We start from the raw sequence: 15,366 nt of genomic DNA, 5'->3' as shown, positions 1-15,366 counted from the left end.
TCAGACCCGCAGCCGGAACGGCGTGAAGTTCGTGTTCCGGTCGTACCAGTCCTCATTCTCGGCACGTGTCAGGAACGCCACCACCTTGTAGGTGACGGGTGTCATCACCACTTCCCAGCTCGTCTTCAGCACGTACTGCGCAATGGCTACCTGGATGACCTTTTCCAGCGGCCAGATGCCGTAAAACGCAATCACGTAGAACAGTGACGAATCGACGAGCTCGCCGGCCAGCGTCGAGCCGATCGTGCGCGTCCAAAGCCAGCGGCCACCGGTCCAGAGCTTCATCTTGGCCAGCGTGTAGCTGTTGGTGAAGCTGCCACAGCAAAACGCGATCAGCGAGCCGAGCGCGATGCGCCAGGTATTGCCGAACACATCCTCCAGGCTCTTCTGGTAGTCGCTCATGAATGGCGCCACCGGCATGCGCAGCACCACGAAGGCCATGAACGTGGCGAACGCCAGCGCGGCAAAGCCGGCCCAGACCACGCGGCGGTCGCGCCCGTAGCCGTAGACTTCGGTCAGGATGTCGCCAAAGATGTAAGAGACCGGGAAGAACAGAACACCGGCGCCGAAGGTGACCGGGCCGATCACCGGCAGCGTCATCTGCGCTGCCTTGGCGGCCCCGATCAGGTTCGAACACAGCAGTACCGTGACGAAGGCCACCATCACGAGGTCGTAGTAGCGATAGACACGCCCGGTGTGGCCGGTAGTGGCGGGGGCGGCAAGCGGTTCGTGCATGGGTGGCATCCGGGGGCGCGGGCGACTGACGTGGTTTCGCGCGATTATGCCAGTGGCGGTGCACGCGCGTGGCGCGCACGAAAAAAAGCCCGGCCGGAGCCGGGCATCGTCCCATTGCCGCCCCGGCGTCCCGGGGCCGAGCCACTACGGATAGCGGGCTACAGGTCGAGCTTGCTGATCTTCGCGCCGTTCAGCGAGACATCGACCATCACGCCGGCGTTGGTCTGCACGAAGGCGATGACCGGCTGCTGGGCCGTGACCGTGTCCACCGTGCTATTGGCGCCCACCTTGGCCAGCGCCACGCTGGCATCGGCACCAACCGTCCAGCCCTTCGATTGCACGAACTTGTTGTACGAATCGGGCGTCATGAACATGATGATGACCGAGCGAGACTGGCCACCGGCGGTAAGCCCGATGGAGCCGGAAATCGTACGGTAGTAGCCCTGCGTCGCACCCTTGCTGCGCAGCGCGCCGTCGCCATACTCGCCACCGACTACCAGCCCACCCGAGAGAACGCGCGGGAAGACCAGAATGCCCTGCGAGCGGTTGCCAAGCTCCTGGGCGTTCTTTACCGAGGAATAGAGCCGATTCAGCGCGCCGTCAGCGCCCGCATCGATTTCCTTGCGCTTGGCCGCTGCATCGGTGCCGGCGCTGGTGCCCGTAGTCGTACAGCCGGCCGCAAAGGCGGCGGTGGCAACCAGCAGACCTGACCCGGCCACCCGGGTCACAAACTGACGTCGATCCATTTGTTGTTCTCCTGATGGAAAAGGTACTGCGTCAGAGGTAATACGGCCGCCGCCTTCGCGTCGGTCAGCCTGCAGTCGGTGCCTTGACGGTAATCGCCACGACTTCCTTGATCACGAACTTGGCCATCTGGCCCTTCTTGATGCTGGCCAGGTCGATGTTCGGGTCCTGGACCTTGACGGTGCGCAGCGTCTCGCGCGGCCCACGGAACGTGACCGTGCGCTTGGTGGTGTCCACATTGGTGATCTGCGCGGTGATGGTGGTCGTGATTTCGCGCATCACGCCGGGCTTGCCGCCCTCGGGCGCGCGCGAGATACGTTCCACCTGTTCCATCAGCGCGGTGTCCTTGCTGCCGATTGGCTCCAGGGCGGCGACCACGGCTGCGCCGCGCGTCAGCGTGACGATGTCGCCCTTCTTGACGTTACCGATGTTCTTGGCTTCGTCGCCAGCGACGATTTCGACCAGATTGCCGCGCGGGCCTTGCACCAGCACAGCATTCGACGACGGATCGATATCGACAACCTTGCCGCTGACCACGGCCTCCTCGGCCACGCCGATCGGCGCGGGCGTCGACGGCTTTTGCGCATGGGCGGCGCCGGCCAGGGCGAACGCAAGACAGGCAGCGACGGGGAGGGTGGATGGGAATCGCAGTTTCATGGCTGTCCTTATGGCGCGGGTGCGCGTTTTGAAAAAAAGGATGCAGCCATTGTGGACAAGCGGGCTGAGGCCAGCAATCCACTTCGAAAAAATTTGCAGGGGTTTCCGAAAACGTTTAATTGAGGCGCGATCCGCCCAAGGCCGGCGCCCCGGGGGCGTCTGTCAGGGAGCGTCCGGCATGCCGCCGCCGCGCTCGGCCTGCGGCGATGCCAGCCCGAAATGGCGGTAGGCCGCGGCGGTGGCCACACGGCCACGCGGCGTGCGTTGCAGGTAACCCTGCTGAATCAGATATGGCTCCAGCACGTCTTCGATCGTATCGCGCGCTTCGCCAATGGCCGCCGCCAGATTGTCGACGCCTACCGGACCACCGTCGAATTTGTGCAGCACGGCTTCCAGCAGCTTGCGGTCCATCAGATCGAAACCAACGCTGTCGACGTCGAGCATGGCCAGTGCCTTGTCGGCCAACTCGCGCGTGATCGTGCCGTCGCCCTTCACTTCGGCATAGTCGCGCACGCGGCGCAGCAGACGGTTGGCGATACGCGGCGTACCACGCGCGCGGCGCGCGATTTCCAGTGCGCCGGCCGAGTCGGTCACCGCGTTGAGCAGGTGCGCGGAACGCGTCACGATGCGCGCCAGCTCGTCAGGCGTGTAGAACTCCAGCCGCGCCACGATGCCGAAGCGGTCGCGCAGCGGATTGGTCAGCATGCCGGCGCGCGTGGTGGCACCCACCAGCGTGAACGGCTGCAGGTCGAGCTTGACCGAGCGAGCAGCCGGGCCCTCGCCGATCATGATGTCGATCTGGTAGTCCTCCAGCGCCGGATACAGGATTTCTTCCACCACCGGCGACAACCGGTGGATCTCGTCGATGAACAGGACGTCGTTCGCTTCGAGATTGGTCAGCAGCGCGGCCAGGTCGCCGGGGCGCTCCAGCACAGGCCCCGAGGTCTGGCGCAGGTTGACGCCCATCTCGCGCGCGATGATGTGTGCCAGCGTGGTCTTGCCCAGGCCCGGGGGGCCGAACAGCAGCACGTGGTCCAGCGCTTCGCGGCGCTTGCGGGCCGCGTGCATGAAGATGTCGAGCTGGCCGCGCACCTTTTCCTGACCGACGTATTCGTCGAGCAGTTTCGGCCGCAGCGCGCGCTCGAAAGCCTCTTCCTGGGTGGAGGCAGGCGTGGCGGAGATCACGCGCTCCGGCAGGCGGTCGCCGGTCAGCTTGTCGGTTTCAATCATGGCAGTGGAAGGCAATATCCCGCCATTCTACGCTGCGCGGTGCGCGTGGCCAGGCTCATCCATTCATCAGCCTTTCGACAGCGCCTTGAGCGCGAGCTTGATGCCCTCGGACACGCCCGTGCCCGCCGGCACTTGCTTGATCGCCTGCGCGGCTTCCTTCTCGGAGTACCCCAGGGCCAGCAGCGCGTTGAGTACGTCGACGGCGCTGTCGGGCACGGGCGTGACGCCGGGCGCGTGACCTAGATCGGCGCCAAGCTTGCCTTTCAGTTCCAGCAGCAGGCGCTCGGCGGTTTTCTTGCCGATGCCCGGGATTTTCGTCAGGCGGCCGGCTTCCTGCATCGTCACGGCCTGAGCCAGTTCCGGCACCGACAGGCCGGACAGCACGGCCAACGCCATGCGCGCGCCAATGCCGGTGATCTTGATCAGTTCGCGGAAGGTATTGCGCTCCGTGGCGGTGCCGAAGCCGAACAGCAGGTGCGCGTCCTCGCGGATGATCTGCTGCGTCAGCAGCGTCACGGGGTGGCCCACCGCGGGCAGGTTGTAGAACGTGCTCATCGGCACATCGATCTCGTAGCCGACGCCGTGGCAGTCGACCAGCAGATGCGGAGGGTTCTTTTCAAGCAGGGTGCCGGCGATGCGTCCGATCATGATGGGTGTGTTCTGGTGCGAAATCTGGCCGCAAGTGTAGCGCGGCCCGTTGGGTTTGCTTCTCTCTATCGAGCACGGGAGAGAGGTTAGGGGAGTACGCCGTCGGCAGCCTTGCGACCCAGCGCGGGGTCGTCCGTGAAGAAACCGTCCACGCCGGCGGCGATGAACGCCTGCACTTCGCGCACCATGCCGTCCGGGCTGCGCGTGGCGTCGTCGCCGGGCGCACGCAGCGGCTTTGGCAGGAAGCTGTTCTCGGGGCGGAACGTGTACGGATGTACGACCAGGCCCGCAGCGTGCGCGTTGGCCACCAATGCCGTGGGGGCGGCCAGGCCGCCTTGTGCATCGCGCGGAATCACCAGGTTTTTCTCGGGGCCGATGCCGTTGGCATAGGTGGCCACCTCGCGCAGGCCCAGCGGCGTCAGCATCGACGCATAGGTGCGGCTGTCGCCGGACAGACGCCAGTCGGCCGGACGGCTGTGCGCGTTGCCCAGCAACTGCACGATCCTGACGTTTGGCATCGACGTGCCCAGCAGCCGCTTCATCGTGCGCAGCGGCCCCACCTCGAACGATTGCACGTAGACCGGTGCCGTCTTTGCGTAGCTATTGCCTTGCAGCGCGGCAGCGAGCTTCTCTTCGAGTGGCAGGCCGATGCCGCGGAAGTAACTTGGGTGCTTCAGTTCGGGATAGATGCCCACCGGGTTGCCGCGCCGGCTTGTGGCTTGGCCCGCGAGCTTCAGGATTTCGTCGAAGGTCGGGATCTCGAACTGGTCGTCGAGCTTGGCGTTATAGGGCCGCAGCTTCGGAATGCGTTCGCGGGCGCGCAGCGTCTTGAGTTCGGCCAGCGTGAAGTCCTCGGTGAACCAGCCATCGATGCGCTCACCGTCGATGACCTTGATGCGCCGGCGGCTTGCAAACTCGGGCACTTCCGCCACGTTGGTGGTACCGGTAATGTTGTTTTCGTGGCGTGCCACGAGCACGCCGTCCCTGGTGGAAACCAGATCCGGCTCGATGATGTCGGCGCCGTCGTCGATGGCTTTCTGATACGACGCCAGCGTGTGTTCGGGCCGCAGCGCGCTGGCGCCGCGATGGCCGATGACCAGGGCCGGCGGTGCCGGGGCGGGAGCAGGCGCGGCCGGTGCCGGCGCGGCGGAGGGGTGCGTTGCCTTGGAAACCGGCGCGCGGGGTGCCGTGGCGCAGCCGGCGATCAGTGCGGCGGTGGCTGCGGCAAGCGAAAAACGGAAGACGAAAGGATGCGGCATCTGGGGCGTTCCTGAACGGACTTTCGAACGCCGATTCTAAGCGACGCGGATGAATCGCTGAGCTTTCAGCCGATCAGCCGGCCGCGCCGTACGCGCAGCCCCTTGCGCGCCAGCTCGGGCGCCATGCCGGCCAGCGTGCCCAGCGTATCGCCGCCGTTGGCATGACAGATTGCCACGCCGAGCGCATCGGCCGCATCGGAGCTGGGTCGTCCCGACAGCGACAGCAACCGCATTACCATTTCCTGCACCTGTTCCTTGTTGGCGCGGCCGTAACCGACCACGGCCACCTTCAGTTGCAGCGCCGTATATTCGAACACGGGCAGCCCCTGCCCAACCAGGCCACAAATGGCGGCGCCGCGCGCCTGGCCCAGCAGCAGTGTGGACTGTGGATTGACGTTGACGAATACCTTTTCGATCGCCGCGCAATCGGGCGCGTAGGTACGGGCAACCTCGGCGATACCGTCATAGAGCGTTTTCAGGCGCTGCGGCAGGCTTTCGTCGCCATTGCTGCGGATCGTGCCCGAGGCTACATAGGCGAGCTTGTTGCCGTGCTTTTCGAGCACGCCAAAGCCGGTGGTCCGCAGACCAGGGTCGATGCCGAGAATACGCATGAAGCGGGGAGGGGAGGCGGATGGGCGTAGTGTACGCTGCCCGCGGTCTCGATGCTGTGGGTTTGCTCCCCTCTCCGGCAAGCGCGGGAGAGGGGCCCAGGTCATCGCCGTCTGGCGGTGCCTGGGTGTGCCGTCCGGCGTTAGCCGGCAGCCTTTGGGTCTTCGTCTTAGTGACGGAAGTGGCGCGTACCGGTCAGCACCATCGCAATGCCGCGCTCGTCGGCGGCGGCGATCACTTCGTCATCGCGCATCGAGCCGCCCGGCTGGATCACCACGGTGGCGCCTGCGTCGACCACCACATCCAGACCGTCGCGGAACGGGAAGAACGCATCCGACGCCACGGCCGAACCGGCCAGCGTCAGGCCGGCGTTCTGCGCCTTGATGCTGGCAATGCGGGCCGAATCCACGCGGCTCATCTGGCCGGCGCCGACGCCGAGCGTCATGCCGTCGGCGCAGAACACGATGGCGTTCGACTTCACGAACTTGGCCACGCGCCAGGCGAACATCAGGTCGTCCATTTCCTTCGGGGTCGGATGACGGCGCGTTACCACGCGCAGTTCGCTCTGCTGCACGTTGCGTGCATCGGGACCCTGCACCAGCAGGCCGCCGCCCACGCGCTTCAGGTCATACTGGTTTCCGCCCTTACCCAGCGGAATTTCCAGCAGGCGCACGTTCTGCTTGGCCGCGAACACATTGCGCGCGGCGGCGCTGAACGACGGGGCGATCAGCACTTCAACGAACTGCTTCGCCACGGCCTGGGCAGCAGCCTCGTCCAGTTCAACGTTGAAAGCGATGATGCCGCCGAAGGCCGAGGTCGAATCGGTCTTGAAGGCCTTTTCGTAGGCTTCCAGCGCGTTCGCGCCGATGGCCACGCCGCACGGGTTCGCGTGCTTGATGATGACGCAGGCGGCGCCGTTGGCGGAGTCGAACGACTTCACGCATTCCCACGCGGCATCCGCGTCGGCGATGTTGTTGTACGACAGTTCCTTGCCCTGCAGCTGGACGTAGTTGGCCAGTGCGCCATCCACGGTTTTGAGGTCGCGGTAGAACGCGGCCGACTGGTGCGGGTTTTCGCCGTAGCGCATTTCCTGCACCTTTTCGAAGGCCAGGTTCAGCGTCTGCGGATAGCTGCTGCGCGCCAGGTGCGACTTGTCGGCGCCAAGGCTCGTCAGGTAGTTCGTGATCGCGCCATCGTACTGGGCCGTGTGCGCGAACACCTTGGTGGCCAGGCGGAAGTTGGTGTCGTAGCCGACGTTGTTGCCGTTGGCACGCATTTCGTCGAGCACCACGGCGTAGTCAGCCGGGTCGACGATCACGGTCACGTCGCGGTGGTTCTTGGCCGCCGAGCGCAGCATGGTCGGGCCGCCGATGTCGATGTTCTCGATGGCGTCGGGCAGCGTGCAGTCATCCTTGGCCACGGTCTGCTGGAACGGATACAGGTTCACCACCAGCAGGTCGATCGTCGGGATGTTGTGCTCGGCCAGCGCAGCCATGTGCTCGGGCAGGTCGCGGCGTGCCAGGATGCCGCCGTGCACCTTCGGGTGCAGCGTCTTGACGCGGCCGTCGAGCATTTCGGGAAAGCCGGTGTAGTCGGCCACTTCCGTGACGGGCAGGCCCGCGTCGGCCAGCAGCTTGGCGGTGCCGCCGGTGGAAAGCAGCGTGACGCCGAGCGCGTTCAGGTCACGCGCGAAATCGACGATGCCGGTCTTGTCGGAAACAGAGAGAAGAGCTTGCTTGATCATGGCTTGGGGGAACGCTTCAAAGTAATCCGTGTTGCTGCAGCTTCTTGCGAAGGGTATTGCGGTTGATGCCGAGATACGCGGCCGCCAGCGATTGGTTGCGCTCGGCGCGCAACATCACGGCTTCCAGCAGCGGCCGTTCCACGGCCTCCAGCACCATGTTGTACATATTGGATGGCACTTCGCCGTCCAGGTCACGAAAGTAGGTATCCAGGCTCTCCCGGATACATTGGTCGATAGCGTTGCGGCTCATGCGGCAAGCAGTTCCCGTTTCTTGTTGTTGTCGATGTTTTCTTGTTCGTCCGGAGCGGCGGCATTGTCGTCGACATAGACCAGGCGATCTGAAATGGCCGCCTGTTCGTCGAAGAATGCATTGACCGCTTCCAGCTGCGCGCCTGTGGTTTCGAGCGTGTTCATCCGGTGGCGGAACAGGTTCGCGCCCTTCAGGCCGCGCGTGTACCACGCGATATGCTTGCGAGCGGTGCGCACACCGGTGAACTCGCCGTAAAACTCGTAGTGGTCCGCCAGGTGGTGGTTCATGATCGCGCGGATCTCCTCTACCTCAGGTGCCGGCAGCAACTCGCCGGTCTTCAGGTAGTGCTCGATTTCGCGGAACAGCCACGGGCGGCCCTGCGCGGCGCGGCCGATCATGATCGCGTCGGCGCCGGTGGCGGCCAGCACCTGCTTTGCCTTCTGTGGCGACGTGATGTCGCCATTGGCCACCACGGGGATGCGCAGCGCCGACTTGACCGCTGCGATGGTCTCGTACTCGGCCTCGCCGTGGTACAGGTCGGCGCGCGTGCGGCCGTGGATCGTCAGCATGCTGATGCCGGCGTCCTCGGCCATGCGCGCCACGCGCAGTGCGTTCTTGTGCTCGCGGTCCCAACCGGTGCGGATCTTCAGCGTGACCGGCACGCGGTCACCAACGGCACCGACCACGGCCTCGACAATGCGCACCACGAGCGGTTCGTTCTGCAGCAGTGCCGATCCGGCCGCCACATTGCAGACCTTCTTGGCCGGGCAGCCCATGTTGATGTCGATGATCTGCGCGCCACGGTCGACGTTGTAGCGCGCCGCCTCAGCCATCATCGACGGCTCGGCGCCGGCGATCTGCACCGAGATCGGCTCCACCTCGCCCGCGTGATTGGCGCGGCGCATGGTCTTTTCGCTCTTCCACAACTGGGCATTCGACGCCACCATCTCCGACACCGCATAGCCTGCCCCCAGCTGCTTGCAAAGCTGCCGGAACGGACGGTCCGTCACCCCGGCCATCGGGGCGACAAAAAGGTTGTTGCGGAGGAGATGCGGACCGATCTGCACGGTGGCGGCGCGTTGTGTAATAAGGCGAAAAGGAAAAACAGGCCCCTGCCGATTTCTCGGCAAACAGCGTCGGGGGTCATGTGCGAGGCCGGGATTTTACCGCCAAATAGATACGATTGCCCAATAAATGAGCAAATATCATGGCCGGGGGCTGCCCCGGCGCGTCCCGCTTACTGCCGTGCTCCGAACATCATTTGCCGCGCCAGCGCGTGTTTGAGCGGTGCCACGCAGGCCAGCGCGGCCAGCGAAGCGCCGCGCGCGTGCGCCGCCAGCGGGCCACCCACGCCAAATACACGGGGCAGCAGATCGGTGATCCCGATCGTCATGGCCCGGTCCAGACGGTGGCGATTGGCAAATGTCTGCAATGCCTGCGGCGTGCAGCCGGCCCGCAGTGAATCGGCCAGCGCGAAGGCATCGCGCAGGCCCAGGTTCAGGCCCTGGCCTGCCACGGGATGCAGCGTCTGCGCGGCATTGCCGACGGCCGCCACGCGGCCCTTGACGGTGACCGGCGCCGCGTTCAGGCCCAGCGGGAATGCATGGCGCTTGCCCACCAGCGCAAAGCGGCCCATGCGCGTGCCAAACGCGCGGCCCAGTTCCTCGGCGAATTCGGCATCGGTCAATGCCAGCCGCCGTTGCGCCTGCTCCGGCGGGCAGCACCAGACCAGCGCGTAGCCGGTGGTGCCGTGATCCTCATGCGGCAGCAGCGCCAGGGGGCCTTCGTCCGTGAAGCGCTCCCACGCCCAGCCCGGTTGCGGTTGCGTGCAGGTGACGTGGCCGATGATGGCGGTCTGCCCGTAGTCGCGCCGCCGTGTGGCTTCCGTGCCGCGCGACAGGCGCTGCATCTGCTGATGGAACAGGCCGCCTTCGGCCTGAATGGCAATACGCGCGGCATAGGCCACGGGCAGGCCGTCGTGGTCGGCGTGCGTCGTACCCGTCAACCGCACCACGGCGCCGTCCTGCCGCTCGCCTTGGTCGATATTGTCGATGCGGGTTTCGAACGCGCGTTCGAGTCGTCCTGGCGCCGCTTCGGCGGCACGCGCCAGAGCGCGCTCCAGCGTCTGGCACAGGTCGCCATACTTGACCACGTGGCCCAGGGCGGGCACGCCATAGTCGTCGTGATGCAGCTTGACGTGACCAAAGCGGCCGCGCTGCGAGACGTGGATGTGCTCGATCGGTTGCGCCGGCACCGGCCATGCGCCGATCTGCTCAAGCAACTGCCGGCTGCCGTGCGACAGCGCAATGGCGCGCGGGTCGCGCGCGGCGCGGGCCGGCGTGGCCGCATCGATCAGCAAGATTCGCCACGGCGTGGTGCGTAGCAGCTGGCACGCCAGCGCCAGCCCGACAGGGCCGCCGCCAACGATGGCAATATCGCCCGGCTCGCCGTCGGCCGTGCCGATGATCTCAGGGCTGGCCAGCTGTGTCATGGTTGGCTTCCTCTTGGGCCGGCGCGGTGTCGGCCGCCGCGGCCTGGCCGCGTTTCCACAGGTTTGCGTCGGTGCGTGCCTTGCCAGCGGCTGCGTCGCGCATGGCGTTGTCCAGCTTCTGCTGATGGAATCCCGGCAACTGCCGCAGGCGCTGCACCAGCGCGTCGTGGTTGGCGGCCGTCATCGGCACCACGCAGCCTTGCTGGCTTTGCGCGTCGCCGGCCAGGATCAGCCACGGCGTGCCGGCCCACGGCGCGCGGTCGGAAACCCGCACCACCACGCGCTCCAGCGCATCCCATGCCAGTTCTTCGCGCTGGCCGTCCGGCCGATGCACGACCAGCCGGTCGTCATACAGGTTCACCACGAAGGGCTGGTTCGGATCCACCGGGTGGACCGTGCTCCGGTGTTTCGGTGTACCCACGCCAAACAGCTTGCTCAACAACGTCTTCATCGCGACGCTCCTCCATTGCCGCGCATCAATGCCTCGATCTCGTCGGCCTTCACAGGCACGCCGCGCGTGATCAGTTCACAGTCACCCGAGGTCACCACGGCGTCATCCTCGATACGGATGCCGATATGCCAATAGCGCTCGGGTACGTCTTCGGCCGGGCGGACGTAGATGCCCGGCTCGATGGTCAGCACCATGCCCGGTTCCAGCGGACGCCACGGGCGCTCGCCTTCCTGGCCGGCCGGCAGCGGGCCGGGCACGCGGTATTCGCCCACGTCGTGCACGTCCATGCCGAGCCAGTGGCCGGTCCGGTGCATGTAGAAGCGGCGATAGCTGCCGCTGGCCAGCACGTCGTCGAGCGTGCCTTCCTTGTTTCGGTCGAGCAGTCCCGTATCGAGCATGCCCTGCGCCAGAACCTTCACGGCCGCATCGTGCGGCACGTTATAAGGCACGCCGGCGCGCGTTTCGGCGATGGCGGCGTCCTGCGCGGCCAGCACCAGGTCGTACAGCTCGCGCTGCGCGGGCGTGAAGCGGCCCGATACCGGGAATGTGCGCGTGATGTCCGATGCGTAGCCATCGAACTCGCAGCCCGCATCGATCAGGCACAGGTCACCGTCGTGCAGCTCGGCCGGACCCGCACGGTAGTGCAGGACGCAGGCATTGGCGCCGCCGGCCACGATCGAGTTGTAGGCCACGCTCTGCGCGCCATGACGGCGGAATTCGTAGAGGAGTTCGGCCTCCAGGTGGTACTCGCGCAGCCCCGCACGCGAAGCGCGCATCGCCCGCACATGCGCTTGCGCGGAAATTTCCGCGGCACGGCGCATCGTGACCAGCTCGCCGGCATCCTTGAACAGGCGCATTTCGTCGAGCAGCGTGCGCACATCCATCGCCACCGCCGGCGCGGACACGCCGGCGCGGCCTTGCATGCGAACGGCGTCGAGCCAGCGGCGCACAGTGGCGTCGAAGTCGGCGGTCGCGGCCAGCGGGTAGGCCAGCTGGGCGCGGTTGGCCAGCAGGGCAGGCAGCAGCTTGTCGATGTCCTCGACCGAATGGGCCTCGTCAAAGCCGAACGTCGCACGGGCGCCTTCGGGGCCGAAGCGGAAGCCGTCCCAGATTTCGCGTTCCTCGTGCTTGGGGCGGCAGAACAGGATGCTGCGATCGCCACCTTCGCCAGGTGCGCCGGCCACCAGGACCAGCACCGCCTCGGGCTCGGTGAAGCCAGTCAGGTAATAGAAATAGCTGTCGTGCCGGTACGGATAGTCGCTGTCGCGGTTGCGCATGGCTTCCGGCGCGGTGGGCACGATGGCAACGCCGCCACCACCCGTGCGCAGGTGTTGCAGCACACGGGCGCGGCGGTCGCGACACGCGCCAAGGAGAGCGGAATCGGGTGCGGACATGGAGTGAAGCCGGTGAGGGGAATGTGCCGATTCTAAACCCGCCGGCCGGTCGTGCGGGCGTGCGATGCGTCGAAGCAGGCGCACAGGCAGTCGCAAAATCAGCCGTAAAAGCAGTCGCCCAGGCACGCGCACCCCGGCGCATGCCTGGCAATACGCCAGGCGGTCAGCCGCGCAATGCGCGGTCCAGGGCGGCGAGCTGGTCGGGCGTGCCGACGTTTTCCCAGCGGCCGTTGAAGCGTTCGCCCGTGGCGGTACCCTCGCGGATCGCATCGCGGTAGTACGGCGACATGGCTACCTTCTGGCCCGGCTCGATATCGCGGAACAGCCGCGTGTCATAGAGTCCGATATTGCCGAAAGTCAGCGCCTGGCGAGAGGCGTCTTCCGCGGGCATGTGCAGGCGGCCATCGTCACCCAGCACGAAGTCGCCGCGCGGATGGAATGCCGGGTTCGGCACCATCACCAGGTGCATCTGCGGGCGCGGCGCGCCGGCCATCGCGCGTGCGCGCGGCAGCAGCGTGCGGTAGTCGAATTCGCAGAAAATATCCCCCGACACGGCCAGGAACACGCCGTCGCTGCCACCGGGAGTGAGCAACGGCAGCGCGTGCGCGATGCCGCCGGCGGTTTCCAGCGCGGTGCCTTCCGGCGACCAGTGGATGCGCACGCCAAACTGCCGCCCGTCTCCGAGCGCGGCTTCAAGCCGCTCACCGAGCCAGGCATGGTTGATGACGATATCGGCAAAACCGGCATGGGCCAGCGCTTCGATCTGCCAGACGATCAACGGCTTGCCGCCCACGGCCAGCAGTGGCTTGGGCGTGGTGTCGGTCAGCGGACGCATGCGGTCGCCGCGCCCGGCGGCAAAGATCATCGCTCTCAAATCAAGGTCTCCAGGGCGATCAGCGTGGCCATGCCGCTGGCGATGGTCCAGCCTACGCTGCGTGTGCGCGCGGCAACCACGATGGCCACCAGGCCGGCCACCAGGCGCGCGTTATAAGGACTCAGGTACACCGCGCCGTCGCGCATCAGCAGGTCCGGCGCGATCAGCGCGGACAGCATCGCGGCCGGCACGAATTGCAGTGCGGTGCGAAACCAGGGCGGCAGGTGCACGCGCCCCTCGACGGCGATGAACGACAGCCGGATCAGAAACGTGGCCAGGCCGGCACCGAGGAACACCCACAGCAAGGTCAGCGAGCTCATGCGGTGTGCTCCTTGCTTTCGGGCCCGCCGGACGCATGCTGTCCCCCGCGGCGATTGCGCTGGAGCAGAAGCATGCCGGCGGCAATGCCACCAAGCGCCGCCACCATGATGCCGAGCTTGTGCGGCATGGCGTAGCACACCACGGCCAGCGCCGTGGCCACCAGCGCGGCCGCCACCTGGGCGCGGTGCTTGAGATTCGGCACGATGATCGCGATAAAGGTCAGCGGCAGGAAGAAGTCGAGCGGCCAATCGCGCGGCACCTGGGCGCCCACCAGCACGCCGGCCAGCGTCGACAGTTGCCAACTCGACCACAGCGCGATGCCCGCGCCGAAATAGAACCAGTGACGATAGCGGGCGCGCGGACCGGTGTCGCCCAGCCGCCGGGTCATGGCGGCGAAGGCTTCGTCGGTCAGCAGGTAGGCGACCAGCGCCTTCCAGCGGCGCGGCAACGGCGCCAGCGACGGGGCGATGGTGGCGGAATACAGCGCGTGCCGCAGATTGACCATCGCCACCGTGAAGGCGATGACCAGCGCGGGGGTGCCGGCCGACCAGAGCTGGGTCAGGATCATCTGCGAGGCGCCGCCAAAGACGATTGCGCTCATCGCGCACGCCAGCCAGGCCGGCATGCCGGCGTTGACGGCCAGCACGCCGTAGATCAGGCCGAACGGCACCACGCCAAGCAGCATCGGCGCCAGCGCGCATACCCCGGCCCACCACTCGCCACGGCGGGTGATGACGGGATCTGCGCTGGTTTCAGACGGCGTGGACACGGCTTAGAACGTCAGGCCGGTGGGGCGCTCGGTGCCTTCGAGCGCATCGAGCAGCCGCACCAGCTTGCGCATTTCGGAATAGCGACCGGCCACGCTGCGCGTGTACTTGAGCACCAGCGGCAGATTGGCCAGGTAGCCATCCTTGCCGTCGCGGTGGTACAGGCGCGCGAAAATGCCCAGCACCTTCAGGTGGCGCTGCAGGCCCATCCATTCGAAATCGCGGTAGAAATCGCCGAAATCCTGCGCCACCGGCAGGCCGGCCTTGCGCGCGCGCTCCCAGTAGCGAATCAGCCAGTCGAGCTGCTGCTCTTCTTCCCATTCGATATAGGCGTCGCGCCACAGCGATACGGCGTCATAGGTGATCGGCCCGATCACGGCGTCCTGGAAATCGAGGATGCCCGGATTGGCGCCCACGGTGGCGCCTTCGGGCAGCACCATCAGGTTGCGCGAGTGGTAATCGCGGTGCACGTAGACCTGCGGCTGGGCCAGGTTGTTGGCCAGGATCGTCTCGAAGACCTCGCGCAGGTCGGCCTGCTGGCGGTCATCGAGCGTGGCGCCGAGGTGCTTTGCCACATACCACTGGGGGAACAGGTCCAGCTCGCGCTGCAGCAGCGCGCGATCATAGGCTGGCAGTTCGCCGGGGCGGGTGGCCAGCTGGATCTGCACCAGTGCCGCGGCGGCGTCCTCATAGAGAGGGCGAGCCGAGGCGTCGTCCAGGCGCGACAGGTAGGTCTGGCTGCCCAGGTCCGCCAGCAGCAGGAAGCCCTGCTCCAGATCCTGTGCCAGTACGGTGGGCACCGTCACGCCGGCGTCGCCGAACAGCTTTGCCACGTGGATGAACGGGCGGCAGTCCTCGTGGGACGGCGGCGCGTCCATCACGATGGCCGTCGGGTGGCCGGGATGCCCGGTACGCACGCGGAAGTAGCGGCGGAAGCTGGCGTCGGCCGACGCCGGGGCGCATGAAGACGGGTCGATCGACCACGCCGCGCCGAGTCCGGCAACCCACGATTTCAGTTGTTCGATACGCGGGTCGTGGCCCGGGTCGTGATTTAGTGCTGCCATGCCGGAAAGGGAGAATACGATGCCCCGTATAATACCCGACCAGACCCGGGCGCCGGGTGGCCCCCGGGAGGGGTCTTTGTCGCCCCGCAGCCCGCTCCGGCATTAGGCTGGGGGCCGTGGGAAGCCGC

17 protein-coding genes are annotated in these 15,366 nt (G+C 66.4%); all 17 read right to left on the bottom strand.

Translation table 11 applies throughout. From position 1 onward, the window contains the following. Entirely contained in the window at window positions 1–735 is a 735-nt protein-coding gene (locus AC3FLX_RS09715; protein WP_488695987.1) for a queuosine precursor transporter, read from the bottom strand. A gap of 158 nt (window positions 736–893) precedes the next feature. Next, window positions 894–1,481 carry a BPSL1445 family SYLF domain-containing lipoprotein gene (locus tag AC3FLX_RS09710; RefSeq protein WP_488695986.1) on the bottom strand — a complete coding sequence of 196 codons (588 nt, stop codon included), beginning with the start codon at window positions 1,479–1,481 and terminating at the stop codon, window positions 894–896. Window positions 1,482–1,545: 64 nt separating this feature from the next. After that, on the bottom strand, window positions 1,546–2,136 hold the full coding sequence (locus AC3FLX_RS09705) for a hypothetical protein (RefSeq protein WP_488695984.1): 591 nt from the start codon (window positions 2,134–2,136) through the stop codon (window positions 1,546–1,548). 162 nt (window positions 2,137–2,298) lie between these two features. Further along, a complete protein-coding gene (gene ruvB / locus AC3FLX_RS09700) occupies window positions 2,299–3,366 on the bottom strand; it encodes a Holliday junction branch migration DNA helicase RuvB (RefSeq protein ID WP_488695982.1) in 1,068 nt (355 codons plus the stop codon). 66 nt (window positions 3,367–3,432) lie between these two features. Next, complete coding sequence (gene ruvA / locus AC3FLX_RS09695) at window positions 3,433–4,014, bottom strand: Holliday junction branch migration protein RuvA (protein ID WP_488695981.1); 582 nt, start codon at window positions 4,012–4,014, stop codon at window positions 3,433–3,435. 86 nt (window positions 4,015–4,100) lie between these two features. Then, a complete protein-coding gene (locus AC3FLX_RS09690) occupies window positions 4,101–5,273 on the bottom strand; it encodes a glycerophosphodiester phosphodiesterase (protein WP_488695979.1) in 1,173 nt (390 codons plus the stop codon). 65 nt (window positions 5,274–5,338) lie between these two features. Then, entirely contained in the window at window positions 5,339–5,884 is a 546-nt protein-coding gene (ruvC, locus tag AC3FLX_RS09685) for a crossover junction endodeoxyribonuclease RuvC (protein ID WP_488695977.1), read from the bottom strand. Between the two features lie 167 nt (window positions 5,885–6,051). Beyond that, window positions 6,052–7,626, bottom strand: a complete 1,575-nt coding sequence (gene purH / locus AC3FLX_RS09680; RefSeq protein WP_488695976.1) for a bifunctional phosphoribosylaminoimidazolecarboxamide formyltransferase/IMP cyclohydrolase — start codon at window positions 7,624–7,626, stop codon at window positions 6,052–6,054. A 16-nt stretch (window positions 7,627–7,642) separates the two neighbouring features. Continuing rightward, window positions 7,643–7,876: a Fis family transcriptional regulator gene (locus AC3FLX_RS09675; RefSeq protein WP_488695975.1), complete on the bottom strand. Its 234-nt coding sequence runs from the start codon at window positions 7,874–7,876 to the stop codon at window positions 7,643–7,645. After that, a complete protein-coding gene (dusB, locus tag AC3FLX_RS09670) occupies window positions 7,873–8,943 on the bottom strand; it encodes a tRNA dihydrouridine synthase DusB (protein WP_488695973.1) in 1,071 nt (356 codons plus the stop codon). Before dusB ends, AC3FLX_RS09675 begins: the two co-directional genes overlap by 4 nt. A gap of 170 nt (window positions 8,944–9,113) precedes the next feature. After that, entirely contained in the window at window positions 9,114–10,367 is a 1,254-nt protein-coding gene (locus AC3FLX_RS09665) for a UbiH/UbiF/VisC/COQ6 family ubiquinone biosynthesis hydroxylase (protein WP_488695971.1), read from the bottom strand. Beyond that, the gene (locus tag AC3FLX_RS09660; protein ID WP_488695969.1) at window positions 10,345–10,818 is read right to left on the bottom strand and encodes a hypothetical protein; all 474 of its coding nucleotides are present in this window, start codon (window positions 10,816–10,818) and stop codon (window positions 10,345–10,347) included. Before AC3FLX_RS09660 ends, AC3FLX_RS09665 begins: the two co-directional genes overlap by 23 nt. Further along, window positions 10,815–12,212, bottom strand: a complete 1,398-nt coding sequence (locus AC3FLX_RS09655) for an aminopeptidase P N-terminal domain-containing protein (protein WP_488695968.1) — start codon at window positions 12,210–12,212, stop codon at window positions 10,815–10,817. The genes AC3FLX_RS09660 and AC3FLX_RS09655 overlap by 4 nt, the downstream gene beginning before the upstream one ends. A 163-nt stretch (window positions 12,213–12,375) precedes the next feature. Then, window positions 12,376–13,086 (bottom strand): N-acetylmuramate alpha-1-phosphate uridylyltransferase MurU, encoded by a 711-nt coding sequence (murU, locus tag AC3FLX_RS09650; RefSeq protein WP_488695966.1) that lies wholly within the window; start codon window positions 13,084–13,086, stop codon window positions 12,376–12,378. Then, on the bottom strand, window positions 13,083–13,406 hold the full coding sequence (locus AC3FLX_RS09645) for an AzlD domain-containing protein (protein ID WP_488695964.1): 324 nt from the start codon (window positions 13,404–13,406) through the stop codon (window positions 13,083–13,085). Before AC3FLX_RS09645 ends, murU begins: the two co-directional genes overlap by 4 nt. Next, complete coding sequence (locus AC3FLX_RS09640) at window positions 13,403–14,176, bottom strand: AzlC family ABC transporter permease (protein WP_488695962.1); 774 nt, start codon at window positions 14,174–14,176, stop codon at window positions 13,403–13,405. The genes AC3FLX_RS09645 and AC3FLX_RS09640 overlap by 4 nt, the downstream gene beginning before the upstream one ends. A 3-nt stretch (window positions 14,177–14,179) precedes the next feature. Continuing rightward, complete coding sequence (locus AC3FLX_RS09635; RefSeq protein ID WP_488695960.1) at window positions 14,180–15,238, bottom strand: aminoglycoside phosphotransferase family protein; 1,059 nt, start codon at window positions 15,236–15,238, stop codon at window positions 14,180–14,182. Window positions 15,239–15,366 lie beyond the last annotated feature (128 nt).

Source organism: Cupriavidus sp. 291-E7, from assembly GCF_057798835.1.
Note: the sequence above shows the minus strand (reverse complement) of the source record. Positions and strands in the feature narration are given on the sequence as shown.